Annotated in this window: 18 protein-coding genes; 5 read left to right on the plus strand and 13 right to left on the minus strand. The window is 67.1% G+C overall.

From position 1 onward, the window contains the following. Positions 1–250: 250 nt before the first annotated feature. From TX76_RS02060 to mutS, 4 genes are read right to left on the minus strand one after another with little or no spacing between them, the layout of a single operon-like run. Positions 251–1,744 (minus strand): replication factor C large subunit, encoded by a 1,494-nt coding sequence (locus tag TX76_RS02060; protein ID WP_049898714.1) that lies wholly within the window; start codon positions 1,742–1,744, stop codon positions 251–253. A gap of 26 nt (positions 1,745–1,770) precedes the next feature. Continuing rightward, positions 1,771–2,058 (minus strand): DUF433 domain-containing protein, encoded by a 288-nt coding sequence (locus TX76_RS02065; protein ID WP_049898715.1) that lies wholly within the window; start codon positions 2,056–2,058, stop codon positions 1,771–1,773. 42 nt (positions 2,059–2,100) lie between these two features. Continuing rightward, a complete protein-coding gene (gene mutL / locus TX76_RS02070; RefSeq protein ID WP_049898716.1) occupies positions 2,101–3,759 on the minus strand; it encodes a DNA mismatch repair endonuclease MutL in 1,659 nt (552 codons plus the stop codon). Continuing rightward, a complete protein-coding gene (mutS, locus tag TX76_RS02075; RefSeq protein WP_049898717.1) occupies positions 3,743–6,484 on the minus strand; it encodes a DNA mismatch repair protein MutS in 2,742 nt (913 codons plus the stop codon). Before mutS ends, mutL begins: the two co-directional genes overlap by 17 nt. Positions 6,485–6,566: 82 nt before the next feature. Between mutS and TX76_RS02080 the strand changes: the two genes are divergently transcribed. Next, complete coding sequence (locus tag TX76_RS02080) at positions 6,567–7,169, plus strand: GNAT family N-acetyltransferase (protein WP_049898718.1); 603 nt, start codon at positions 6,567–6,569, stop codon at positions 7,167–7,169. Between the two features lie 9 nt (positions 7,170–7,178). Here TX76_RS02080 and TX76_RS02085 read toward each other — a convergent pair whose 3' ends face one another. Together TX76_RS02085 and TX76_RS02090 are read right to left on the minus strand one after the other, a co-directional pair. Beyond that, positions 7,179–7,673 carry a GNAT family N-acetyltransferase gene (locus TX76_RS02085; protein WP_049898719.1) on the minus strand — a complete coding sequence of 165 codons (495 nt, stop codon included), beginning with the start codon at positions 7,671–7,673 and terminating at the stop codon, positions 7,179–7,181. A 90-nt stretch (positions 7,674–7,763) separates the two neighbouring features. Then, the gene (locus tag TX76_RS02090; protein ID WP_049898720.1) at positions 7,764–8,837 is read right to left on the minus strand and encodes an NAD(P)-dependent oxidoreductase; all 1,074 of its coding nucleotides are present in this window, start codon (positions 8,835–8,837) and stop codon (positions 7,764–7,766) included. A 215-nt stretch (positions 8,838–9,052) separates the two neighbouring features. Between TX76_RS02090 and TX76_RS02095 the strand changes: the two genes are divergently transcribed. Next, complete coding sequence (locus TX76_RS02095; protein WP_049898721.1) at positions 9,053–9,451, plus strand: hypothetical protein; 399 nt, start codon at positions 9,053–9,055, stop codon at positions 9,449–9,451. Here the strand turns inward: TX76_RS02095 and TX76_RS02100 are convergent. Beyond that, positions 9,448–10,077, minus strand: coding sequence for a metal-dependent hydrolase (locus TX76_RS02100; RefSeq protein WP_049898722.1), 630 nt, complete (start codon positions 10,075–10,077; stop codon positions 9,448–9,450). The genes TX76_RS02095 and TX76_RS02100 overlap by 4 nt on opposite strands. Positions 10,078–10,233: 156 nt before the next feature. On the opposite strand from TX76_RS02100, the gene TX76_RS02105 reads away from it, so the two are divergent. Next, positions 10,234–10,944: a helix-turn-helix domain-containing protein gene (locus TX76_RS02105; protein ID WP_049898723.1), complete on the plus strand. Its 711-nt coding sequence runs from the start codon at positions 10,234–10,236 to the stop codon at positions 10,942–10,944. 153 nt (positions 10,945–11,097) lie between these two features. Here the strand turns inward: TX76_RS02105 and TX76_RS02110 are convergent, their stop codons facing one another. After that, positions 11,098–11,559, minus strand: coding sequence for a VOC family protein (locus TX76_RS02110; RefSeq protein ID WP_049898724.1), 462 nt, complete (start codon positions 11,557–11,559; stop codon positions 11,098–11,100). A 387-nt stretch (positions 11,560–11,946) separates the two neighbouring features. On the opposite strand from TX76_RS02110, the gene TX76_RS02115 reads away from it, so the two are divergent. After that, positions 11,947–12,504, plus strand: a complete 558-nt coding sequence (locus TX76_RS02115) for a sugar O-acetyltransferase (RefSeq protein WP_049898725.1) — start codon at positions 11,947–11,949, stop codon at positions 12,502–12,504. 43 nt (positions 12,505–12,547) lie between these two features. Here the strand turns inward: TX76_RS02115 and hmgB are convergent, their stop codons facing one another. The 4 genes from hmgB to TX76_RS02135 form a co-directional block, all read right to left on the minus strand. Next, positions 12,548–13,882: a hydroxymethylglutaryl-CoA synthase gene (hmgB, locus tag TX76_RS02120; RefSeq protein WP_049898726.1), complete on the minus strand. Its 1,335-nt coding sequence runs from the start codon at positions 13,880–13,882 to the stop codon at positions 12,548–12,550. Between the two features lie 93 nt (positions 13,883–13,975). After that, entirely contained in the window at positions 13,976–14,752 is a 777-nt protein-coding gene (locus tag TX76_RS02125; protein WP_079890721.1) for a TrmB family transcriptional regulator, read from the minus strand. Beyond that, positions 14,749–17,196 (minus strand): efflux RND transporter permease subunit, encoded by a 2,448-nt coding sequence (locus TX76_RS02130; protein ID WP_049898727.1) that lies wholly within the window; start codon positions 17,194–17,196, stop codon positions 14,749–14,751. The genes TX76_RS02125 and TX76_RS02130 overlap by 4 nt, the downstream gene beginning before the upstream one ends. A 12-nt stretch (positions 17,197–17,208) precedes the next feature. Continuing rightward, a complete protein-coding gene (locus tag TX76_RS02135) occupies positions 17,209–20,538 on the minus strand; it encodes a COG1361 S-layer family protein (protein WP_154018973.1) in 3,330 nt (1,109 codons plus the stop codon). 198 nt (positions 20,539–20,736) lie between these two features. On the opposite strand from TX76_RS02135, the gene TX76_RS02140 reads away from it, so the two are divergent. After that, complete coding sequence (locus TX76_RS02140; RefSeq protein ID WP_049898729.1) at positions 20,737–21,789, plus strand: enolase-like domain-containing protein; 1,053 nt, start codon at positions 20,737–20,739, stop codon at positions 21,787–21,789. Between the two features lie 44 nt (positions 21,790–21,833). Here the strand turns inward: TX76_RS02140 and TX76_RS02145 are convergent, their stop codons facing one another. After that, positions 21,834–22,256: a universal stress protein gene (locus TX76_RS02145; RefSeq protein ID WP_049898730.1), complete on the minus strand. Its 423-nt coding sequence runs from the start codon at positions 22,254–22,256 to the stop codon at positions 21,834–21,836. Positions 22,257–22,279: the final 23 nt, after the last annotated feature.

Genomic DNA, 22,279 nt, shown 5'->3' on the forward strand with positions numbered 1-22,279 from the left:
AGCGAGCGAATCGGCTGGGGAGGTCCGTGGTGCGTTGCGGAGCGGGTTCTCGTTTGTACCGGCAGCAGCGCAGCGAAACTCGTTCGCTGTTCGAAAGGAAAACGCCTCGAACGGCCCGAAGACGCTCGTTCTTCCTCTTTTTTCCGTCCTGCCCACGACATCTCATCGAGCGTGCGATCCGAGCGGCGCGGTTGGAAGACCGACGGTGCGCCCACACCGGGCTTCGATCGTCGTCGCTCGACCCGAGCGGTCAGTAGAAGTCCGCGAGCCCGGACTGGGAGTCGTCGGCTGCGGAATCGTCGCCAGCGGTCTCATCCCGATCGTTCTCGTCATCCGCATCCGTCGAACCCACAGCCGTGGCGTCCGCGCTCGACTCATCCTCCGGTTCGCCGCCGTCCGGATCGTCGCTCGTTTCGGGTTCCTCGGTGGTCCGCGTCGCGCCCTCGAACGCGCCCTCGGCGTGCGAGACCGCCTCTTCGTCGCGCAGTTCGGCGGCGTCGGCGACGATGTCCTGGACCTTGTTGGTGTCCTTCCCGCTACCGGTGATGAACGCGACGTGTTCTGCGTCGAGGTCGTATCGTGCGGCCATCGTCACCGTCAGTTCTCGATTTTTGCAGTGGTGAGTCATCGCCGAGAGGAACGGCATGACGTCGTTGCGTGCGCTCGCCATGCTCATCCCACCGGTCTCGGCGATGTGCTGGGCGACGTAATCGCGCTTCTCACGGGTGCCCCGCGAGCGGCCGAGCTTCGACCAGTAGCTCGGCGGGCCGTACCGCGTCCAGCCACCTTTCGGCTCGCGTCGGGCGGCCGCGACGCCCGCGGTCATCGCATCGCCCGCGTAGCGCCAGTACGAGTAGTCCTGGGTCGCCCGGACCCGGCCGAGCCACCGATCGGCGTTCGCGAGGTTGTCGTAGGCGTCCGCGAGCTCGGCTCCGTGAAAGTCCTTCGGGACGTTGTCTTCGATCCAGTTGATGAGGTCGTCGGGAGTCTCGTCGACGTCGTAGGAGGCCCGGAGCGCGCCCTCGGCGTCCTCTTCCTTGATGAGCGCGTCGAGGAAATCGAAGATTCCCGTGGTGCGGTCGCGGTCGCCGGTGACCACGGCCTCGGTGGTGAGCTTCTCGTTCGCCTCCGCGAGCGCCTGGAGGTCGTTGACCGCCCCCCGGAGATCGCCGCTGTTCGACTCGGCGATCGACTCCAGGGCTTCGGACTCGTACTCGACGTCCTCCCGCCGGCAGATGTCACGGAGCACGGGGAGGATCGAGCGCGCCGAGACGTCCCGGAACTCGATCGTCTCGCACGCGTTCCGCAGCGAGTTCGACATGTCGTAGAACTCGTTGGCGATGAGCACCATCGGCTGGTCGGCCTCCTTCACGAGGCTCGTGATCGCGCGCGAGCCACCACGGTCGACGTTCCCGTGAAGATTGTCGGCCTCGTCCATGACGACGAGCCGCCGACCCGTCCCGCCCTCGGTGAGGGTGCCCGATTTCGCGGCCTCGCCCGCGATCCGTTCGACGACCGCCTTCGTGCGCTGGTCGGAAGCGTTGAGCTCGATCGTCGGCCAGTCCATGTCGGCCGCGAGCGCGTGGGCCGCGGAGGTCTTGCCGACGCCCGGCGCACCGTGGAGAATGACGGCTTCTCCATGTGAGTCCCACGTCTCGGCCCACTCCGCGAGTGCGTCCCGGGCCTTGTTGTTGCCCCGGACTTCCGACAGCGTCGACGGACGATACTTCTCCGTCCAATCCATTACGAGCGAGTAACACCGAGTCGCGTTTAGTGGTTGCGAACGGGTTCGCCAACGAACTCCCTGGTTCGGCGCTCGCCGTCGCGGCGGGCCGCCGCGGCCTCGCGTTCGCGCTTCACGAACTCGTCGCGGTGGTCGTCGTAGTACGCGAGCGCACGGAAGAGGTCGGCCATCGGGATGTCGTACTCGCCGGCGACGACGTGTGCGTTCTCGCCAGCGTCGATGACGCGGCGCTTGACGTCGAGGACGGTGATCCTGGTGTCCTCGATCCGTGGATCGCCCGAGCGAACCGCGTCGTCGCTGACGATCACAGTCATCACCCATCGTATCGGTCGTACAGTAGTAAGGTTTGGCTCTCGTCAGTCGAATCGGGTGTTCGGCCGTTCGAACCCCCGAGCGAACGTCTCCTCGTCGATCGTCAGCACCGTCGGCCGGCCGTGCGGACACGCAAAGGGCTGCTCGCACGCGCCGAGGCGTTCGACGAGTCTGGTGGCGTCCTCGCCGGCGAGGGACTCGCCGGCTTTGAGTGAGGGGTGACACGCGATCTCCTTCAGGAGTTCCTCGCGTGGGTTCTCCGGTTCGTCGCCGGCGAGGAACGTGTCGAGCACGTCGTGAACGGCCGATGGCTCCGCGACGCGACCGAGCGGCGCGGGCAGGCCCGTCGCTCGATACGTTCCGCCATCGGCCTCGATTCGGAAGCCGAGCGACGCGATGGCGTCGGAGTGCGCATCGACCATCGCCGCCTCGGTGGCCGTCAGCGAGAGTGCGGTCGGCTCGATTCCGATCGAGCTGATCCCGTCGTCGAGCGCATCCCGAAGCCGCTCGAAGTTGATCCGCTCGTGGGCAGCGTGCTGATCGACCACGAGGAGGTCGTCGTCGGCCTCACACAGGAGGTAGAGGTCACGAAACTGGCCGATAATATTGATCGCGTCGAAGGTCGACTCGCCCGCGGGTTCGCCGAGCGACGAGTCGAGATCGAACGCGATTTCGCCTGTGTGTGCGAGGTCCTGGGTCGCGAGCGCCGCCGAGACGGCCTGCTCGACCGCTGCGGCGACTTCACCCGGATCGGCGAACGCGACTTCGTCCTTCGAGGGATGGACATTGACGTCGACCTTCTCCGGTGGGAGAGCGACATCGATCACGGCGATCGGATACCGGTCGTCGGGCAGCAGACTGCCGTATCCCCGCGTCACGGCGTTTCTGACGGTCTGGTCGTCGAGCGCGCGGCCGTTGATCGCGGTGGTGACGTGTGCCGGCGTCGCCCGAGTGATGGAAGGATAGACGACGAGCCCGCTCACGCTGACCCCGTCGGACGACTGATCGTTGCCGCTCCCGTTCTCCGAGCCGAACTCGGTGCTCTGACCCGCCACTTCCCGGTCGTACACCCCGAGTACCGCGTCGGTGTAGCTCGCCGAGCCGGGCGTCGAGAGCACGGTTCGATCGTCGTGGGTGAGCGAGAACCGCACATCCGGATGGGTCAGCGCGTAGTTCGAGACCGCCTCGCTGATCCGGGCGAACTCGCGTTTCGGCGTGGCGAGTGATTTTCGTCGTACTGGCGTGTTGGCGAACAGGTCAGTGACCGAGACCGTGGTGCCGACCGCCCGCCCCGCCGGTCCCGTCGTTTTCTCCCCGCCGTCGACGACGACCTGCGTGCCGGCAGCTCCGCTCTCTGCCGCCTTCGTGGTGAGTTCGAGGCGTGCGACCTGTGCGATGCTCGGCAGCGCCTCGCCACGGAAGCCAAGCGTCGCAACGCGCTCGACGTCCTCTACATCGTGAATCTTGCTCGTTGCGTGGCGCTCGACGGCGAGACGAGCGTCGGCCTCGGTCATCCCGTGGCCGTCGTCCGTGACTCGAACGAGATCGAGGCCCGCGTTCTCGACGGCGATCTCGACGCTCGACGCGCCGGCGTCGAGGCTGTTCTCCACGAGCTCGGTGACGACGCTCGCGGGCCTGGTGACGACCTCGCCGGCCGCGATGCGTTCGACGGTTTCGGGATCGAGTTCAGTGATTCTCGTCATCGAGTCGGCGTTTGAGCCCGTCGAGCCGGACGAGCGCCTCCACGGGCGTCGTCTCGGCGATCCGCAGGCTCCGTAGTTCGGCTACGATCTCGTCGGGGATAGCCGCTTCGTCCGGGTCGGTTTCGGCCGCGGGATCGTCGTCGGGACGACCGCTATCGTCGTCTGCTTCACTGCTGTCGTCGTCCCTGTTTCGGTCGCCGTGAGCGTGTTCGGCGGCCCCCACAGCCACGAGTTCGCGCGAGCGCTCGACCACCGGCTCGGGAACGCCGGCCAGACGCGCGACATCGACGCCGTACGAGGCCGAGGCAGCCCCGTCGGCCACCGTGTGAAGGAAGGTCACCTCGCCGTCGGTCCGGTCGGCCGCGAACTGGAGGGTCTGGACGCCGTCGAGTTTCTCGGCGAGGTCGGTGAGACCGTGGTAGTGGGTCGCGAAGAGTGTCGTCGCGCCGATCTCGTCGTGAATGAACTCCGTCACCGCTCGGGCGATCGCTTCGCCGTCGGTGGTGCTGGTCCCCCGACCCACCTCGTCGAGGAGAACAAGTGAGCTTTCGGTCGCGCCGTGGAGGATGTCGGTGAGTTCTGCCATCTCGCGCATGAACGTCGACTGGCCGCCCGCGATGTCGTCGCTCGCGCCGACCCGGGTGAACACCCGATCGACGATCGGGAGGCGTGCCTCCTGGGCCGGCACGAAACTTCCCATCTGGGCGAGGATCGCGATCAGCGCGATCTGGCGCATGTACGTCGATTTGCCCGCCATGTTCGGCCCGGTGATGATAGCGAAGCGCTCCCCACACAGATCGGCGTCGTTCGGCACGAACTCGGCGTGGCGTTCGACCACCGGGTGTCGCCCCTCGCGGATCTCGATGCCGTCCTTGCCGAACGCGGGACGGGCGTAGTCGTTCTCGACGGCGACGCCCGCGAGGGTACGGAGCACGTCGAGGCTCGCGAGATGGTCCGCGAGCCTCTGGATGCGGCCGGTTTCGGCCGCGATCTCGCTTCGGATGTCGGTAAACAACTGGTGTTCGCGCGCATCGGCGCGCTCGGCCGCGCCGAGGATCTCGTCCTCGCGGCGCTCCAGTTCGGGCGTATAGAATCGCTCGGAGTTCTTCAGCGTCTGTCGCCTGGTGTATTCCTCGGGAACCCTATCGAGGTTCGGGTTCGTGACCTCGATGTAGTAGCCGTGGACTTCGGTGTGGCCCACCGACAGCGAGTCGATCCCCGTCCGCTCGCGCTCGCGGTCTTCGAGGCTCGCCACCCACTCGCGGCCCTCGCGCGCGGTCGTCCGGAGGTCGTCGAGGTCGTCGTCGAACCCCGGCGCGATGACACCGCCCTCGGTGATCTCGGCCGGCGGCTCGGCCTGGATCGCGCGACCGATCAGCCCCCGCACGTCGTCAAGCGCGTCGAATCCCTCGCGACACTCGACGAGCAGGTCGGATTCGGCGTCCGCCAGGGTCTCCCGAAGGCGTGGAACGACATCGAGCGTCGCCTTCAGCGCGCGCAGGTCGCGGGCGTTCGCCCGGCCGCGCGAGACGCGCGCGGCGAGCCGCTCGACGTCGTACACTTCTCGAAGGAGTTCGCGGGCTTCCTCGCGGACCAACGAATCGCGCGTCAGCTCCTCGACGGCGTCGAGACGGGCTTCGATCGCCGCACGATCGAGCAGCGGGCGTCGGAGCCACCGGTCGAGCTCCCGGCGGCCGAGCGCACAGGAGGTTTCGTCGAGCACCGCCACGAGGGTGTGCTCGTCGTCTGACGGGTTCTCGAACACGTCGAGGCTCCGGAGCGCGGTCGCGCCGAGACCCATCCGGTCGCGCGGGTCGTATCTGGTGAGCCGCGTGACGTGGCCGAGCTCGCCATCTGTGGCCTGGGTATGTTCCGCGTAGGCGAGCAGCGCGCCCGCGGCACGGATCTCGGCCTCGCACTCGAACACCGCGTCCGGGCGCGGTGCGTACGACGCGATGCGCTCGCGGGCGGCCTCGGGCTCGAATGCCGCCGCGTCGTGCGGCGTCACCATGCAGTCGACATCGAAGTTCTCCCTCGAAACCTCGGGCGCGAGAACGATCTCGGCGGGGGCGAGCCTGTCGAGCTCGTCCTGAATCACCCCCCGTGAATCGGCGCTCGTGGCGCGGAACTCGCCGGTCGAGACGTCGACGAACGCGACGGCGTAGGTCGTTCCCGACGGTTCCGCGCCTGGCTCCGTGCTCGATTTCGCGCTGGTTCCGCCGTCCGTTTCGGCGTCGGTTGCTTCGTCCACTGCGGGCTCGATGGTCGTGTCGTGTGTCTCGCCCGCCACGTCCGCCGCGAGACAGGCGACGTAGTTGTTGGCGGGCGCAAGCAGTTCGTCCTCGACGACCGTCCCGGGCGTCACGACGCGGGTGACAGCCCGATCGACGACGCCGGTGGCTTCGTCGGCGTCCTCGACCTGCTCGGCGATCGCGATCCGGTAGCCCGCATCGAGCAGGGTTTCGACGTAGGTGGCTGCGTTGTCGATCGGGATCCCCGCCATCGGGTAGGTCCCAGTACTATCCTCGCGCTGGGTGAGGGTGATCTCGAGCTCGCGCGAAATCGTTTCGGCCGCCCCGCAGAACGCCTCGTAGAAGTCGCCCATCTGAAAGAGGAGGAGCGCGTCGTCGTACGCCGCACAGAGTTCGACGTACTGGCTCATCATCGGCGTGAGGTCCTCGCGGTTCGCCGCCAGCCCCTCTGGCGGCCCGAGCGCGGCGTCCATACCCGCCCGCGGAACGGCATCCTACAAAGACTTGCGGGTGGTCGTCCGGAACGGTTTTGTTTCGTCGTCGACACTCCGATCCATGTTCCCCGAGCGCATCGAGACCGATCGCCTGGTGCTCGAACGCCTCTGTCACGAGCACGTCGACCTTCAGGAGTTCTATCGGATCTGTTCGGACGGCGACGGGAGCGAGGAGATGGACGAGGTCACGCGCTACATGCCGTGGGATCCTCACGCGACGATCAACGACTCGAAGGAGTTCGTCGACCGCTGTGAAAAGCAGTGGGACGACGCCGAGGCAGCGACGTATTTCATCCGACCGCGTGAGGGCGAAGGCGGCGCGGGCGAGTTCGCGGGCAACGCCGGTCTGAGTATCGACTGGGATCGACGTACCGGCACGCTGGGAACCTGGCTCCGCAAGCGCTTCTGGGGCCGTGGCTACTCGGGCGAGCGCGCGGCGGCGCTGATGGACCTCGCCTTCGAACGCCTCGATCTCGACTGCGTCGCGGTCACCCACCACGCCGACAACGAGAAATCGCGGCGGGCGATCGAGAAGTACGTCGAGGCCCACGGCGGCCGCTGCGACGGTCGTCTGCGGAACTGGGTTCCCTACGGCGACGAGATCGCCGACGAGTACCGGTACACCGTGACCCAGGCGGAGTACCGCGACGCGACCGAAGACTGAGAGCGCGAACTAATCGAGGTCGCGCGCGACCAGCTCGCCCCACGGCTCGAACCCCTCGCGTCGGTAGACGCTCGCGGCCCGGCCGTTCTCGCGACCGACATCGAGCGCGATCCGGTCGACGGGGAGGTCCTGATCGCGAGCGCACTCGTACGCCGCCGCGAGAAGATCGTCCGCGAGCCCCGTCCCGCGGGCAGACTCGCGGACGTAGAGCTCGTTCAACACCGCGGCGTCCCAGATCATCGCGAACTCTTCGGGGAGGACGAAGACGTAGCCCGCGAGTCCGTCCTCGTCGCTCGATTCGGCGACGGTCACACAGTCGGCGTCGTGCTCGACACATCGCTCGACCCACGCGAGGTAGCGCTCGCGGTAGTCGTCAGTGAGTTTTCCGTCGTACGTATCGGCTTTCTCGCCCTCGCCCAAACGACCGAGCTCGTGCTCGAACCGTGCCTTTAGTTCCCAGAGCGCTGCCGCGTCCCCTTCGGGGTCATACGATCTGTGTTCCATGCGCGGCGTTCGTCGGTCGAGGGGATACGGATTCCGGCAGCGCGGCTGCACAGTAGTCCACGAAATCAGCACCCGTGTTGGATGGATCGGTCATTCGTTTCCGGCGTCGTCTCCCCACCGACTGAGTCGGCCCCACTCCTCCTGCGGACGATTGAGCGCGCGGTAGATCGACGTGATCCGGGATGGGTGGTGCCAGTCCGGATCGTTGAACTCGAGATCGTGGTCCAGCACGGTGGCCCCGTAGTTCTCGGCGGCCAGCTGTGTCTGGTGGGCCGCAGTCAGTATCGGCACGTAGGTGTTCGAGGCGTGGGCGATGGCGAGCGCGTAGCTCGGGTCCTTCGCCCAGTCGGAGGTCCGCATCCTGGTGTGGGTGCCCCGATCGTCGACTCGAAATCCTCGATCCTCGGGATCGTGTCCATCGGCGTCGGTAGCTCGCTCGAACCCCTCGGACGACGGGTACCCGGTGCCGAAGTACGACCCAGGGATGTCCCATTCGAGCAGGTCGACGACACGCTCGGGATCGACACCGTTCTGCGTGAGGAACTCAGTCACCTCGGCGGCGATGGCCGCCAGACACGTCGCGCGCAGGACGTTGGCCGCCTTGACGACGTGGCCGTTGCCGATCCCCTCGAAGAACTCGTGGCGGTGGGCCAGGATCTCGATGACGGGTCGCACCTGTTCGTAGTCCTCGGGCGTCCCACCCGCGAACATCGTGTACGCGGGACCGAGATCGTCGTCGGACTCGCCCGGGCCTTGGTGGGTGATCCCGCAGTCCACGTAGCCAGCGCCGCGCTCGTGACAGATCGCCTGGTATCGAACGTCGAGGTTCGGCGGTGTCGTCCCCGTATCGAGCACGACCTGCCCCGAGCCGAGCGTTTCGAGAACGCCGTCTTCCCCTTCCATCGCGGTTTCGACGGCTTCCCGATCCGGGAGGGAGAGCACGATGACCTCAGTCTCGCTCGCCACGTCCGCGGGACTCTCCGCAGCGTCCGCACCCGACTCGACGGCCGCTGCGACCGCTTCCGGATCCACGTCGAAGACGACAGGTTCGTAGCCCGCTTCCGAGAGGTTGATCGCGAACCACCGGCCGACGCGACCGGTACCGATCAGCCCGACGCCGTCGACACGTCGCTCGTCACGACTGCTGTCGCTGTCCGCTGTCATATCGGTGGACTGGCCGTCGAACAGGACGGGCAAAAGTCTACTGACGAGTTCTCAGTCCGAGGTCGTCGGGACCGCGCTCGAATCGTTCCTTCGACCCCCACAGCGCCGCCGCATCGCGTTCGGGATCGTACGGTCTGCGTTCTATGTGCGGTGTTCGTCGATCGCGTAGTTACACGTATCGGAACCACTATTCCGACCTCGATCGATCGTGAAGCGTGTCACGAGCGAAGCTCGCCCTCCGATTCGTCGTGGCGCTCGTCGCGTTCACCGCTCTCGTCCAGCCGCTTCTGGCCCTCTTCACCCCGCCGGACGCCTACCTCACGCTCGTCGCCGCCGGAATCGCCGGTCTCGTCGCCGTTCCGACGGCAATCGTCTTCGTCCGCCAGTCACGGTCGCTCGAACGGTTGGGCAAGTACTTTCTGGCGGTGAACGTCCTCGTCGTTCTCACCGCACTCGTGGCCGGCGGTCTTCGGGTCGTCGCTCGACCGCTCGTCGGCCACGGTTGGACGGCACAAACGCTGTTCAACCTCACGGCTATCGTTCCGGCGTACGCTCTCGCCTTCCATCTCGTCTACCGTGGCGGATACAATCGGCTGAAAGCCCGATTCGCTTAACGATCGTCCCACAACCGGACCCCGAGAACGAACACGCTCGTGAGGATCAACAGGAGCTGCCAGCCCGACTGGGCCACCGGGAAGACCCGCTCGACGTTTTCGGGTTCGGCTCCCCGCGTGGGATCGACCCCGCTATTGATGTGGACCTGCTCGGTGGAGCCGCGTGCGGCCCCGCTCTCCCCGCCGCCGAGTTCGACGAACGTCTGGACGAGTCCACGGTTGTTCGAGAACAGCAACTCGCCCGAGAGCGCGTAGAACTGGTCGTGGATCGGGTAGAGGAGGTTCACGCCGCCGGCGACCAGGTCGAGACCGATGGCGGCGAACGCGACCGCCGCAACACTGACCCACGCGATCCGGACGCCGCGGGCACGCCACCGCCCTCGGACGAACGAGCGATCGCGGAGGCGGGTGTCGGCGTAGAGCAGCGCCGCCGCCCCGAGCGGAAGGAGGAGGGTGTGGAGCACCGAGCGATGACCGCCGTCGATGAAGAATCCAGCGAAGGCGTCGAGATCGGGGAGGATCGTCACCCCGAGCACGACCGCGACCGCACGGGCGTCGAAGACGTCTCCCAGCAGACTGGCGGCGAGCAGCCCCGCGAGCGCGCAGTGGACGACCGTCGATGGCACAGTCGGGCGTCGGTCCGCCCGCCGATAGCCCTTCCGGCGGCGGTTGGCGGTCACGTCGATGGTCGGGACGGCGTCTCGTCGTCGAGCCAGCGTCTCGCGGGCGACGATCGCGTTCGGTCGGCAGGCTTTTCCCGGAACGCTCTGGAGGTGGGCGGTATGGATGGGGGTGGGCCGCGGCGCGAACTCGCCGGGAAGATCGCGGGCGACGTGGTGTTGAGCGACGACCCCGGCGCGACGATCCGCAAGTGGCGAACGGACTTCGACGTCTCTCAGACCGCGCTCGCCGACCAGCTCGACGTCTCGGCGTCGGTGGTCTCCGATTACGAGAGCGGCCGGCGGGCGAGTCCCGGCATCAGCATCGTTCGCCGCGTGATCGAGGCGCTGCTCGATGTCGACGAGGCCCGCGGCGGCGAGCATCTCCGCCAGTACGCCCGCGTGCTCTCGGCGGGCTTCGAGGGCGACATCGTGCGCGACCTTCGCGAGTATCCGACCGCCGTCGGGTTGGAGCGGTTCTACCGCACGATCGGCGCGACCGAAGTCGTCGCGGGCAGCCACGACACCGTCGCGGGCCACACCGTGATCGACTCGATCGAGGCGATCACCCGACTCTCCTCCGAGGAGTTCTACCGCCTCTACGGCCAGAGCACGAACCGTGCCCTGGTGTTCACCGGCGTCACCCGGGGCGAGTCGCCGCTGGTCGCGCTCCGGGTGGTGACCCCCACCCCGAACGCGGTCGTGCTCCACGGACTCGGTGAGGACGACCTCTGGGAGCACGCGCCCGCGCTCGCCCGCGCCGACGGGTTCTCGCTCGCGGTGTGTGACGGGGCTCTCGACGGGGTGCTCGACACGCTCGCCGAGTTCCCGTAGCTGTCGGGAGCGGCGGGAATCTTCGGAGTTCTCATATCACGGATCGGCGACTCGTCGAGCTCGGCGTGGGAGATACAGGGCGCGTCTCAGTCACCAACTTTCCGTCAAGTAGCGAGAGTGTAATCGATCAATACAGAACGTGAGATGAACAGGTCACTCCTGATTGCTGTAGGTCTGCTGGTAGCCGTGTGTATAGATCTCGATGAGGTTCCCCCATGGGTCCTTGCAGTAGGTCATTTGGTATTCTTGATCCGGAAACAGGTGCCAGATATCTGTATGGTGGCTTCCTCCAGCGTCCTCGATATCCGCAGCGAGTTCTTCGATGTCGGGATCGACGACACAGATGTGAAAGAATCCTTCGTCGTGCGGATCGGGGTCCTGAGGAGTGACGTCGTCGAATTCGAAGAACTCGATACCAGTTCCATTCCCAGTCGCTGTGTGCGCGATTCTGACCGTCTCGAACTCACCGAGGACGTCTCGACAAAGCTCGGCCATCTGTGAGTTGTCGTCACCGCCAACCTCCATCGGACCGAGGAGACGCTGGAAACCGAGAACATTCTCGTACCAATCAAGCGCAGCATCGATATCCGGTACTGTTACTCCGACGTGCGCCATCGGACGAGGCTGGGGCATCTGAGTATTCATTTGATCGAGGACGGGTTAAGTTTGGCGACGCTCTGAAACCATCAGAGTTAGAGTTGTCTTTAGCCAGCGGACAAGCTGGTATAGCCAATCTCAGATACTAGAAAATCGAAGGTTTCAGATAAACCTCATACAAATATCTATAATCGACTTATACGTTGCTTTGCATACTTTCTACCGACTATCAGAAATCCCCTGCAAGATACAGCCTCTGTATCTTGCACGGCACTTCTGACAGCCGTCGGAGAGTACGCGAGACAGGACTGTGGATTCCACTGCTGATCTCGCCATCGATTCCGGCGATCGTCGCAGCCAGTTCGCCCAGCTATTTCCGGCACGGCAGAGAACGAACGACGACCCATGCCCACCGAGAAAGCGAAGATGCTGAACGGCGAGCCCTACGACGCGAGCGACCCCGAACTCGTGGCCGAACGGGAACGCGCACGAAAACGTACCCGGCAGTACAACGCGACCGACGAAACAGCCCACGAACGGCGAAACGAACTCCTTGACGAACTCCTCGGCTCGACGGGTACAGACCCCTATGTCGAACCACCCTTCCGGTGTGACTACGGTGACAACATCCACGTCGGCGAGGAGTTCTACGCCAACTTCGACTGTGTGATGCTCGACGTCCGCCGGATCGAGATCGGTCGCAACTGTCTCGTGGGACCAGGCGTCCACGTCTACACCGCGACCCATCCGATCGGCGCGGCCGAGCGAGCCGAGGGACTGGAGTCCGGCGAACCGGTGACGGTCGGCGACGACGTCTGGATCGGCGGGCGTGCCGTGATCGATCCCGGCGTCACGGTCGGCGACGGTGCGGTGATCGGCTCCGGCGCGGTCGTCACCGAGGACGTTCCCGACGGTGTCGTGGTCAAAGGGAATCCGGCGGAAATCGTGAAAGAGCTCGATTGAACGCGACAGTTCGGAGTCGACGCCCGGCCGACGAGCTGGACGGCTACTCGACGTACCGGTAGGTCCGCTCGTTCATCGGCCCCTGGCCGTCGCGGACGAACTCGCCGCTGGGTGTCGTAAGCGCCTCGAACTCGTCGTCCTTCGCGTGATTGTGAGCGTCGTGGATCGCCTCGTACTCCTCGAAGGAGATGTCGCGCCTGGCTTCGAGCTGGTCGTCGATGTCGAGCGCGGCGAGCTCCTCGTCCCAGTTCTCCTGAACGGTCTCGGTGTGGATCTCGGCCTGTGCGCCGCTGCCGTACGAGCCGACGAGGAGGCGCTCGCCAGCGGCGTCGAGCCTGTCCTCGCGGGCACGACGGAGCGCGCTCAGGCGGGCGACGTGGACCGAGCCGGTGTACCAGTTGCCGACGTGGCGCGCGATGTCGAGCGTCGGCTCGATCGTGCGATCGTACCACGCGCGGTACTGGTCGGTCCCCTTCAGCGCGTCCATGTACTCCCGGACGGCGTCGTGGTATGCGGATTCGTCGTCGAACTCGTCGGGGTGAGGCTGGCGGCCGAGCTCGGGTTCGAGTTCGTCCTCGATCTCCGTGTCGCGGGTCAGGTGGCGGTACGCGAGCATCGCGGCCTTGCGCACCATCCCGGGGAAGGGGGTGTGGAACGGTCCGAACCGGAAGTCGTCGGGGTGGACCCGACCCGCGACCGACTCGTAATCCTCTAAGGCCTCGCGCATCCGGGCGAGGTAGACCTGGACCGAGCGCTTGCCGTCCACACTGGGGAACTGCTGGTTCGGCTTGAGGAAGTCGGTCTCGTCGGCGCTGCCGAACCCCTGTTCGACCGAGAGTTCGACGAGGTCGGGGTCCTCGCCGATGAGCATGGCGACCGCACCCGCACCCTGCGTTGCCTCGCCGGCGTCGCCGCGGGCGTAGAGCGCGGTGTCGGTGGCGATCACGAGCGCCGACCGACCCCGATTGCGCCCGGCACGGATCCAGTTGTACGCGTCGTCAAGGCTCTGGGTGCCCGAGATGCACGCGAACTTCCGCTCGCCCTTGTTGGCGTGGTGGAAGTCGTCCTCGAACACCTTCTCGAGACAGCCCGCGATGTACGTCGAGACGGGTTTGGAGTTGTCGAACGCGCTCTCGGTCGCGACGTCGATCCGGCCGATGTCGGCGGGCTCCAGTCCTTTGCGCTCCATCAGCTGATGGGCGGCGTTCGCCCCCATCGTGACGATGTCCTCGTGAACGTCGGGGAACGAGCTCGCGTGGAGCCCGAGACCCTCGGTGTACTTCTCGGGGGATTCGTCCATCGCTGGTGCGAACGTCTCCGCGAGGTCGAGCCGGAGCTTTCCCGCGTGAATCGCCATCGCGTCGATACCGACAGTCATGTCGTCGACCTGTGAGGGGCGGGTATTTGGAGCTGTCGACTCTTGTATCGACGATCGTCGATGTCGGCGGGCAGGGAGAACGGCCGACGAGGGTTATCGATCCACGCCGTCCCCGAGATGCATGTCGAGCCAGACGTCGAGCATGCTCACGAGCACCGCGGCGAAGCCGGTTTCGGCGCTCCAGATCGCGGCCTCGTGATCTTCGAGATTCCGACCACCGTGGACGCTGAGCAAGAGTGTGTCCGCGTCCACGACGAGGGCGCGCCCGTTGTGTTGGTCCTCGGGGGTGTCGGGCGCTGCCCGAACCGTCACGTCCGGTGTGTCGGCGAGCCGGTCGCGAACCTCCTCGTTCGCGCTCACCACCGTCACGTCGACGCCGCGGTCGGCCGCCGTGAGAAGGGCATCGAGGACCCCGTTGCTGAGCGTCGACGGGTCCCGGATGCCGTGCACCACGCGATCGTCGGCTCCTGCGACGAGCTGTTTCACTCGATCGGTGATGGTGTCCCGACCGCGCACCGTCCAGATGTCCTCCTGGGTTTCGGCCTCGGCGGTGCGTTCGTTCCGGGCGGTCTCGATGTACTCGAACGCCCGCTCCTCCTCCCGTTCGAGGCGCTCCCTGAGTCGGGTGCGTGCCTCCTCGATCCCGACCGCGCGGTACTGGATCGGGTTCGACTGCTGGATGTCGATGAGACCACGCTCGGCGAGGTCCTCGGCCGCACCGTAGACCTGCGAGCGCGGCACCTCGGTGAGCTGGGCGACGTCGCGGACGGTTCCGGAATCGACCCGCTGGAGCGCGATGAACACCTGCGCCTCGTAGCTCGACAGGCCGAGGCGTTTGAGCGCCGCGACCGCATCGTCGTGGTCGGTCACGCGAAGCGCCCCCAGACCACGACCACCGACGGCGTGACGAGGATCGACGCGACGTACGCGAAGAAGATCGTCAGCGCGAGCACGAGCCCGAACTGACCGAGGATCGGCGTGATCGCCAGCGCGAGCACGCCAATACCTGTGGTGGTCGTGAGCATGCTCCCCGTGAGCGCACCGCCGGTTCCCCGCACCGTCTCTTCGAGCGCGGGGAAGATCGCCTCGTCGTACTCGTGGTACTCGTCGGCGAAGCGGTGGACGAAGTGTGCTGAGTAGTCGATCCCGAGGCCGATCGCGATCGAGAGGATCGTTGCGGTCAGCGCGTTGAACGGGATGCCGAAGAGGCGCATCGAGCCCGCGAGCAGCGCGACCGAGACCACGATCGGCACGAGGTTGACGATCCCGAGCGACGGGCGGCCCTCGATGACGTAGTAGATCAGGACGAGGAAGATCGCCGTGACGACGAACGCCGCGATCAGGCTCTCGATCGCCGACGTGAGGATCGTCCCCGACACCGACTGGAGGACGAGCGTCTGGCCGGTGGCGGTCGCCGTGAACCGGTACCGATCGGCGAGCGCGCGCGCGTCGTTCGTGATCTCGTCCTGGGTGGCGCTCGACTCGGTCGTGTACACCACCTGCGTGCTCCGATAGTCCTCGGTGATGTACTGGAGCGCCTGGGCGCGATACGGCGAGTCGAGCAGCTCGTCGTACACCGTTTCGAGGTTGTTCTCGGGCACGCCGTCGCCGTCGGGATCGTTGCGTGCGACCAGTGCGGCGAACTCGGGCGACTGCTCGGCGTAGGTCTCGATCACGCCGATGATGCTCTCGGGGTCGGCCTCGCGACCGCTCGACACGATCGCGTCGGGCGGGTCCTCGTTGGCGCGCTGGATCGCCTCCAAGGCGTAGTCCTCGCGTAACGGTCCCTCGGCGTACACGATCACCGAACTCCCTTGGGTGGTGCTGAAACGCTCTTCGAGGAAGTTGGTGGTGTCGGTCACCGTGTACTCGCCGGGGGCGAACGGCTCGGGCAGTCCCTCGACGTAGTCGGGGATGTCCTCGGGCGGCAGGAAGTCGTCCTGGGAGAAGGAGGTGTCGACGCCGGTGGCGTAAAACCCCGACGCCACCGACACGACGAGCGTCACGACGAGCAGCGCGTACGGCGCACGCCTGGCGGCTCCGACGCCGACGAGGAGGACGCGTCCGAGCAGCGACCCCTCCGAGCCGAGCGGCGAGAGGCCGAACTCCGGGATTCCATAGGTCGCCCGGAGCTGGTCGGCCCACACCTTCGCCGCCGGAAGGAAGATCCCGAAGATCAGGAAGGTGAACACGATCCCGACCGCGGCGATCAGCCCGAACTGCCGGATCGGCTGGAGGTCGCTGATGCCGTTCGCGGCGAACCCCACCACGGTGGTGCCGGTGACGATGAAGAAGGCCACCAGCAGCTGGTCGGTCGCGGTCCGCATCGACCTCTCGATGTCGATCCCCTGCACCCGCTCCTCGCGATACCGGTTGATCGCGTGGATGCCGAAGTCGATCCCGACCGCGAGCAGGAGTGGCGGCACGGCGATCAGCATCTGGGAGAACGGCAGTCCCGCCAGTCCAGTAAAGCCGAACGTCCAGACGACCGCCATCACGAGCGAGAGCACACCCAGGAGGAGGTCGATCGGGTCGCGGTAGGCGAACACGAGAAAGACCAGAATCAGGAGCGCGGCCGCCGGCACCACGATGATCAGGGAGTCGAAGATGATGCTGGTGAACTCGTCGGAGACGATCCCGCTGCCGAACACCCGGATGTCGCTGTCGACGGTGTCGACGACTTCTTGCGAGCGGGTCTGGATCGCGGTCAGCGGACTCTCGCCGCCCGTACCGGCTGCCGAGGTCGAGACGCCACCCAGCACGTCGTGCTGAACGGTCCCGATCGTCGCGGAGGCCGACGCCGACTCCCGGTTGAAGTCGTTGCTCACGAGCCCGGTGAACCCGGGTCCGGCGGCGGCTCGCTGGATCGCCGCTTCGATCGTCGACGGCGTCGCGCCTTCGAGCGTCCGGATCTGTGCGTCGAGCGTCGTCGCGGTCGGATCGATCGTCTGGGCGACGATGCTCGCGGCGCTCGACGACGACACCACCCGGAGCGACTCGGTGTTCTCGAGTCGCTGCTGGGCTTCGAGCATCGCCAACAGCTCCTCTTTGGCGAGCACGTTCGAGCCCGACTGGATGAGCTGGGTGCTGCCGTTCGCGGACTCGAACGTCGCCGAGAACTCCTGGTCAATCTCGTCGAGCGCGTCCTGTGCGGGGCTGTCCTGGGTGAACTGGCTGGTGCCGGCGTCGGTCGAGATGTTGGCGAGGCCGACCGCGAAGACGGCCGTCAAGACGAGGAACACGAGGATCACCGTGCGCGGGCGCTCGGTGATCCACTCGTCGACCCGATCGATGTATCGCTGGTACTCGACCATCTCAGTCCTCGCTCACCGTCTCGACCAGACCCAGCCGACGCCGAGCAGTACGAGAAGCGCGGCGAGCCCGCCCATCACCGACAGCGAGGACAGGATCCCGCCGCCGTCGGTGGCCGTGACCTCGATCGGGACGTCGTAGGTCTCCGAGAGCGCCGAGTCCCCGTCGGCCGTGTCGTACTGGAAGTCGACCGACAGCGGGTACTGGCCCTCACCGTCGCCGCTCGCGCTCACCTCGAAGGCGATCTGCTTCGTCTCGCCCGGCCCGAGCCGCGCGATGTACGCCTCGTCGCTCCCGAGCGAGAGCGGCGCATCGGCGAACGCCTTGGCGTTGACGTTGCTGACTGTGGTGTCGCGGTTGTTGGTCACGTCGAGCGTCACCGTTTCCGAGGAGCCCGAGTCGACGGTCGCGTTCCGCGGTTCGACCGTGAACTCGTCGCGTCCCGGCTCGATCGCGACCTGGGCGTCGAGCGTCCCGCTCCGGCGCGGGTCGCCGTTCGCGTTGTCGTACTCCACGACGAACGAGAACTGGCGCTGGCCCGCCGCGGCACCCTCGGTGATCTCGACCGGGAAGGAGACGTTCGTTGCCTCACCCGCCGGGAGATCGCCGATCGCGACCTCGGTCTCCTGCGGTTCGAGGTTCTCACCGCGCGCGACGAGCTGCACCACCGCGTTCCGGACGTCCTGGGGACCCCCGTTCGCGATCGTCGCGGTGACGTTGCCCTCGTCGCCCACTCGGAGCGTGCTGGCGGCGTTTTCGATCTCGAACGCCTGTTCTGGCTGTGGCGTGACGCCGATCGTGAACGGCCCGCCGCGAGCGGGATCACCGTCGGCATCGTCGTACGACACGGAGGCCCGGAACGGATAGCTCTGCACGTCGGTCGTGTTGCTCGCGGTCGCGTTGAACGTGATCGTGCGCTGTGCGCCCGTCGGCCAGTCGCCGACGAACTGGGTCGCGTTCGCGGTCCGGCCGAAGGTGATGTCCGGGGTGAGCGACTGGAGCGAGACGGTCGCCGCGGAGGCGTTCGCGCCCGTGTTCTCGAGCGTCACCGAGATCGGTCCCTCATCGCCGATCTGGACCCCCGAGTTCGTCCCCACGACCCGGAACTCGTCGACCGATTCGCCCGGCGTGACGCCGAACGCGAGCGGTCCCGATCGTGCGGGATCGCCCTCGGCATCGTCGTAGGTCAGCGACGTCTGGAGCGGGTACGTCGTCCCGGCCGCGCTCTCGGCGGCAGTCACCTCGTACTCGAAGGTCCGCGTCTCGGTCACGTTCCACTCCTCGACGAACGCGGTGGCGTTCGCCGACCGGCCGAACAGGATCCCGCTCGAAAGCGACTGGAACGAGACCCGAGTATCGGTGACGTTCCCGCCGGTGTTGTTGATCGTGACCGCGAGCCGGCCCTGATCGCCGGCCTCGACGTCGGCATCGACCGACTCGATCTCGAAGTCGTCGCTCTCCTCGCCGATCTCGACGCGTGCGTTGAGCGTCCCGCTCCGCATCGGGTTGCCGTCGGCATCGTAGTACTGCACCGTGAGCGGGAGCTGGCGCAGTCCCGGCTCGGCCTCGCTGTCGACGATCACCGGGAGTTCGAACGCCTCGGACTGGCCGGGATCGAGGTCGCCGAGCACGACCTGGGTCTGACGGGGCAGCACGTCGGGCGTGGCGTTCGGCGAAACGGTGAGAACCGCGTCGGTGGCGGCGTTCGGGCCCTCGTTGGTGATGACGCCCGAGACGGTGCCGGACTCGCCGACCGCGAGGTCGCCGTCGACGTTCCCGAGCGAGAACGACTGCTCGCCAGTCGGCGCGACGCCGAACGTGGCGGGGCCGAGCTGTGCCGCGTTCCCGTCGCCGTCCTCGTACGAAACGGTGGCCTGGATCGGGTACTCGGTCGTGTCGGCGGTGGGAGCGGCCCGCATCGTCACCTCGATCGTCTTCGTCTCGCCCGCGTCCCAGTCGCCGACGAACCGACTGGTGTTCGGCGACTGACCGAACAGGAGATCGCCCGAGAGCGACTGGAGATTGACGCTCGCGTCGGTCGCGTCCTCGCCGGTGTTTTCGAGCGTCACCGAGACGGTCCCGGTGCCGCCGACCGGGACGTCCGAATCGACCGAAACCACCGAGAGGTCGCTGCTCGCCTCGTCGGGCGTGACGCCGAACGTGAGCGGGGCGGACTGGGCGGGGTTGCCGTCGTCGTCCTGATACGAAACCGTGGTCTGGATCGGGTACTCGGCGGTGTCGGCCGTCGGTGCGGCCTGCACCGCGACCTCCACGGTTTTCGACTCGCCCTCGTCCCAGTCGCCGACGAACCGGCTCGTGCTCACCGCCTGGCCGAAGGCGAGATCGCCCGAGAGCGACTGGAGGTTCACGACCGCGTCGGTCGCATCCTCGCCGGTGTTCTCGATGGTGAGCGAGACGGTGCCGGTCTCGCCGATCGTCACGTCGCTGTCGACGCCCGTGACGTTGAACTCCGCATCGGGCGAGGCAGCCTGCGCACCGCCACCGGCCCCTGCACCACCGCTGCCGGCTCCTGCGCCGCTACCGGCCCCCGCACCGCTCGCTCCGGCCGCACCGGCCCCTGCGCCGCCACCGCCAGCACCGGCGCTCCCGCTCGCACCGCTGCCGCCCGCACTCGCACCGCTACCGGCTCCTGCACCGCTTCCCGCTTGTGCGCCGCCGGCCTGACTCCCACCACGCGATTGGGTGCCGGCCTGCGCGCCGACGGTCTGCGCGCCGCTGGCTTGCGCACTGTCAGTCTGTGCGCCGCCAGCCTGTGCGCCACCGGATCGCTGCGCACCGGCTTGGGCGGTGCTGGCTCCCTGGTCGCCCGCGCCTGCGGCCGCCTGGCTTCCGCGCGAGCCCGAAGCACCGTCCCCGGACGGCGCGCCGTCACCCGTTGCTCCGTCGGTCGTCGCGTTCTCACTACCGGCGGCCGAGGAATCGCTGTCCGGTTCCGACGTCGCCGTCGGCGTCCGGGTCTCCGTGGCCGTCGGTGTCTCCGTTGACGATGACGTCTCGGTGGCCGTCGCGGTCGTCGTGGCCGTGGTCGTCGCGGCCGTGGTCGTTCCGTTGGCGTCGTCGGTGCTCGTGTTTCGCGGCGTCGTGGTCGTCAAGGAATCGTTCGATGACGAGTCGTTTGATGACGAGTCGGTCGTCGACGCGTTCATGATGGCGTCGATGTCGATCGACTCGTTGTCGTCGGTCGGGTGAACATCCGTCGTCGGTGCCGACCCCTCGGTGGTCGCGTTGGCCGAGGCGTTCGCGTCGTTCGCGACGACGCCGGCGACGCTGCCCTGGATCACGAGCAGTCCGACGAGGAGGACGAAGACGGTCGAGCGGTTCATCTGAGTCCCCACCGCCGAGGCGGAGACGCGGTGTTGGGTGGCATGTGTGGGCTGTTTCCGTCGAGTGCGACGTAGCGGCTGGCTCCCATGGAAGGCTTGTACTACTTTGCTACTAACAGCGATGAGGCATAACGGCTTCGGTGTCGAACCACCCTGCGGACGGTGCACGCTTTTCCCGGTCGGGGGCGTCGGAGCGGTATGACGCTGTACGACCGGATCGGCGATCTCGACGTGACGATCGACGGCTGGGATCTCGACCGCCGAGTCCGGGATACGTCGAGCGGGTTCGAGCGCGTGACGACGGTGATCTCGCTCCACGGCGACGGCGAGGTCGGGCGCGGCGAGGACGTCACCTACGAGGCCGACGAGCACCACAGTTTGATCGACGCAGCACCCGACGTCGTGCCGACCGGGGCGACGACTCACCGCGAGTTCGCCGCCCACGTCGGGGACACCGACCTCTTCTTCGGCCGCGACCTCGACCGCGACGCGTTCCGGGATTACCGCCGGTGGGCCTTCGAGAGCGCGGCGCTCGACCTCGCGCTCCGCCAGGCCGACACGGACCTCGCCAGCGCGCTCGATCGGGAGTACGACGAGGTCCGGTTCGTCGCCAGCACTCGCCTCGGCGACCCGCCGACGTTCGATCGAGTCGAGGCGTTCCTCGACCGCGATCCGGCGCTGGAGTTCAAACTCGATCCGACATCGGACTGGTCGACGGATCTGATCGAACGCCTCGCCGACACCGGCCGGGTCCGGGTGCTCGATCTCAAGGGTCAGTACCGCGGAACGAGCGTGGACCAGGCGGCCGATCCCGACCTCTACGAGCGAGTGATCGAGGGGGTCCCCGACGCGACGATCGAGGACCCCGCGCTCACCGAGGAAACCCGCCCGCTGTTCGACGGACACGAAGAACGTGTCTCGTGGGACGCCCCGATCCACGGCGTCGAGACCGTCGAGAGCCTCCCGTGGGAGCCGAGCGTGCTCAACGTCAAACCCTCCCGGTTCGGCTCGGTCGAATCGCTGTTCGAGACCATCGAGTACTGCCGCGAACACGACATCGAGTGCTACGGCGGCGGCCAGTTCGAACTCGACGTCGGCCGCGAGCACCTCCACGCGCTCGCCTCGCTGTTCTACCCCGACGCTCCCAACGACGTCGCCCCGCGGGCGTACAACGATCCCGACCTCGCCGAGGATCTCCCGACGAGCCCGCTCGCCCCGCCGTCAACGCCTACTGGACTCGGGTGGCGCTGACTCGCGGCGTCCGTCGCGGCTCGACTCCGACCCGTTCGAACCGATCAACCGATGATCGTGACCGGCACCGGGACGCCCCGCGCGACCGTCTCGGCCACGCTCCCGAGCAGGAGCCGTTTCGGTCCCGATCGACCGTGGCTCCCGATGACGACGTGATCGACGTCGTGGCCCTCGACGTACGCGGCGATCGTCTCGCCAGGCACACCGTCCTCGATCGCCGTCGTCACCGTTCTTCCACGGGCGTCGGCCAGTTCGGTCGCCTCGGCACACACCGCCTCGCCCTCCTCGCGGGCCTCCTCGTACCAGCGCTTGCCGAGGCCGCCCTCGGTCGAGCCGTACCCCCACTCCGCGGGGTTCACCACGTGGAGCGCCGTGATCGTCGCGTCGGGGTACTCCCGGAGGGCGTACGCCAGCGCGTCCCGGGCCTGGTCCGAGCCGTCGAACGGGACGAGCAGGTGTTTCGCCATGCAGGCCGTATGCCAAGGACACC

The sequence above is a fragment of the Halococcus agarilyticus genome (assembly GCF_000334895.1).
GTDB lineage: Archaea > Halobacteriota > Halobacteria > Halobacteriales > Halococcaceae > Halococcus > Halococcus agarilyticus.

Excerpts from the sequence above, each read along its gene's own strand:
- TX76_RS02060 (WP_049898714.1), bottom strand. The coding sequence starts at position 1,744 with ATGGATTGGACGGAGAAGTATCGTCCGTCGACGCTGTCGGAAGTCCGG.
- TX76_RS02065 (WP_049898715.1), bottom strand. The coding sequence starts at position 2,058 with ATGACTGTGATCGTCAGCGACGACGCGGTTCGCTCGGGCGATCCACGG.
- mutL (WP_049898716.1), bottom strand. The coding sequence starts at position 3,759 with ATGACGAGAATCACTGAACTCGATCCCGAAACCGTCGAACGCATCGCG.
- mutS (WP_049898717.1), bottom strand. The coding sequence starts at position 6,484 with ATGGACGCCGCGCTCGGGCCGCCAGAGGGGCTGGCGGCGAACCGCGAG.
- TX76_RS02080 (WP_049898718.1), top strand. The coding sequence starts at position 6,567 with ATGTTCCCCGAGCGCATCGAGACCGATCGCCTGGTGCTCGAACGCCTC.
- TX76_RS02085 (WP_049898719.1), bottom strand. The coding sequence starts at position 7,673 with ATGGAACACAGATCGTATGACCCCGAAGGGGACGCGGCAGCGCTCTGG.
- TX76_RS02090 (WP_049898720.1), bottom strand. The coding sequence starts at position 8,837 with ATGACAGCGGACAGCGACAGCAGTCGTGACGAGCGACGTGTCGACGGC.
- TX76_RS02105 (WP_049898723.1), top strand. The coding sequence starts at position 10,234 with ATGGATGGGGGTGGGCCGCGGCGCGAACTCGCCGGGAAGATCGCGGGC.
- TX76_RS02110 (WP_049898724.1), bottom strand. The coding sequence starts at position 11,559 with ATGGCGCACGTCGGAGTAACAGTACCGGATATCGATGCTGCGCTTGAT.
- TX76_RS02115 (WP_049898725.1), top strand. The coding sequence starts at position 11,947 with ATGCCCACCGAGAAAGCGAAGATGCTGAACGGCGAGCCCTACGACGCG.
- hmgB (WP_049898726.1), bottom strand. The coding sequence starts at position 13,882 with ATGACTGTCGGTATCGACGCGATGGCGATTCACGCGGGAAAGCTCCGG.
- TX76_RS02130 (WP_049898727.1), bottom strand. The coding sequence starts at position 17,196 with ATGGTCGAGTACCAGCGATACATCGATCGGGTCGACGAGTGGATCACC.
- TX76_RS02135 (WP_154018973.1), bottom strand. The coding sequence starts at position 20,538 with ATGAACCGCTCGACCGTCTTCGTCCTCCTCGTCGGACTGCTCGTGATC.
- TX76_RS02140 (WP_049898729.1), top strand. The coding sequence starts at position 20,737 with ATGACGCTGTACGACCGGATCGGCGATCTCGACGTGACGATCGACGGC.
- TX76_RS02145 (WP_049898730.1), bottom strand. The coding sequence starts at position 22,256 with ATGGCGAAACACCTGCTCGTCCCGTTCGACGGCTCGGACCAGGCCCGG.